This is a genomic window from Shewanella sp. 11B5 (genome assembly GCF_002836795.1).
GTDB classification, from domain to species: domain Bacteria; phylum Pseudomonadota; class Gammaproteobacteria; order Enterobacterales; family Shewanellaceae; genus Shewanella; species Shewanella frigidimarina.
On record NZ_PJAP01000740.1, the window covers coordinates 1 to 1,870 of the forward strand.

2 protein-coding genes are annotated in these 1,870 nt (G+C 37.0%); one reads left to right on the top strand and one right to left on the bottom strand.

Annotated features, from left to right (window positions below; all coding sequences use genetic code 11):
• Positions 1 to 947 (top strand): putative bifunctional diguanylate cyclase/phosphodiesterase (locus CXF78_RS15940; protein ID WP_145991501.1); only part of this gene is annotated, 947 nt, incomplete at its 5' end.
• A gap of 166 nt (positions 948 to 1,113) precedes the next feature.
• Here CXF78_RS15940 and CXF78_RS15945 read toward each other — a convergent pair.
• Positions 1,114 to 1,870, bottom strand: a 757-nt coding sequence (locus CXF78_RS15945) for a sensor histidine kinase (RefSeq protein ID WP_102037334.1), incomplete at its 5' end; no start/stop codon positions are given.

Sequence of the window (1,870 nt, forward strand, 5' to 3'; positions counted from 1 at the left end):
CGATTATTTTAGGATGCCGCGTGGGTATTAGTCTTTTTCCTGAAGATGGTCAAGATGCTGAAGCGATATTAAGTCAAGCAGATTCAGCGTTATATGAAGCCAAGAAAAGACCGAACGGCGTGGCATTTTGTAACAAACAACAAGCACTACACAATAAGCGTCGACTCGTTATTGAACAAGGATTACGCAAAGCGTTAGCTGAAAATGTTATTGAACAATATCAATTGTTTGCGGTGTATCAGCCCTTAATTATTTTACCAAGCCAGGAATTAGCTGGATTTGAAGCGTTGATGCGCTGGCAACACCCCGAATTTGGGATGATCTCTCCGGCTGAATTTATTCCAATTGCTGAAAATACCGGTTTAATTTTCGAGTTAAGCCGTTGGATGCTCCAAACTGTATCCCAACAACTTGTTAGATGGCATGAACAACATTTCGATTTCAAAAGAGTATCGGTTAATTTGTCTGCGCTAGAATTGATGAACATAAACCTAGCTGACGATTTATTGGCTATTATTACAGCGACTGGCGCGCAACCAAAGTGGTTTAAGTTTGAAATCACCGAAACCGCATTGATGGCCATTCCTGAGCAATCAATTGAGATTTTACAAAAGCTTATTCAAGCTGATATTCATGTGGCTATCGACGACTTTGGCACGGGCTATTCATCACTTGCTTATCTCAAGTCGTTGCCAGCAACAATGTTAAAAATTGATCAGTCATTTATCCAAAATCTAATTCATTCAGCTGAAGATCAAGCCGTGGTAAAAGCGGTGATAAACATGGCTCATTCATTAGGTAAATGTGTCACGGCTGAGGGCGTTGAATTACAAGACCAGTTAGACTTTTTGATTGAGCATCATTGCGACGTTGCACAAGGGTATTATTTTTCAAAACCGATGAATGCTGATGATGCTTATCATAAATACGCTATAAACATTGAATAGACAACGGATAGACAGTATTTTGATATCTATATGTTTCTCGCTTAATAGTGCTAATAGAAATTGAACGATTATGTATTGTTAATTGGGGTAATCAATGATTAAAAACAGCACTAAGTTACAGCATTAGGACAAGACATATTAAGTACTTTAGCTGTAAAATTATTTTCTACATGCATGCAGATAAATTAAAGCCTATTTTTATGATGGTGCCTTGATCTAACTCAGACTGTACATCAATCGTTGCATTGTGTTGTTTTAATATCTGTAACACGATTGACATTCCAATACCTGTGCCAGTTCCTACTGGCTTGGTACTATAGAATGCATCAAACATTCGTTGTTTAACTTCTTGGTTCATTCCACAACCATTATCGCTGATGCTTAACATTATCTCATCGTGATCTTGAGCGAGTTTGACTTCGATTTCTGAAGTGTCACTAGGCATGTGTTCGCATGCTTGTATGGCATTAACTAGAATATTGATCAGTACTTGATTCAATTCACCCGAATTAAATGGAATCTTCTCTACTGCTTTTAAATCTTGTTTAACCGATACATTTTTTAATTTTGGACCTAATAATTTTATGGCCATTTCAATGGCATCAACTAGATCTACTTCAGATATTTGTTCTGAATCAGTTTTAGCAAAGAACAATAGGTGTTTTACAATATCTTTAATGCGGTCAAACCCTTGATTGGTATCTGAAATCAAATCGGGTAAATCTTCAATAATGAAACTGATATTTCGCTTATCTGCATCATTCAAAGTGTCTTGAGGTATTACCGCTAGCAAGTCTGATACATAGGAATTTAATGTGGTTACATTGCTGATAACAAACGCGAGTGGATTATTGATTTCGTGAGCAACCCCAGCGGCTAATGTACCTAATAATGCGAGTTTTTCTTGTTGTATTAGAGATTGT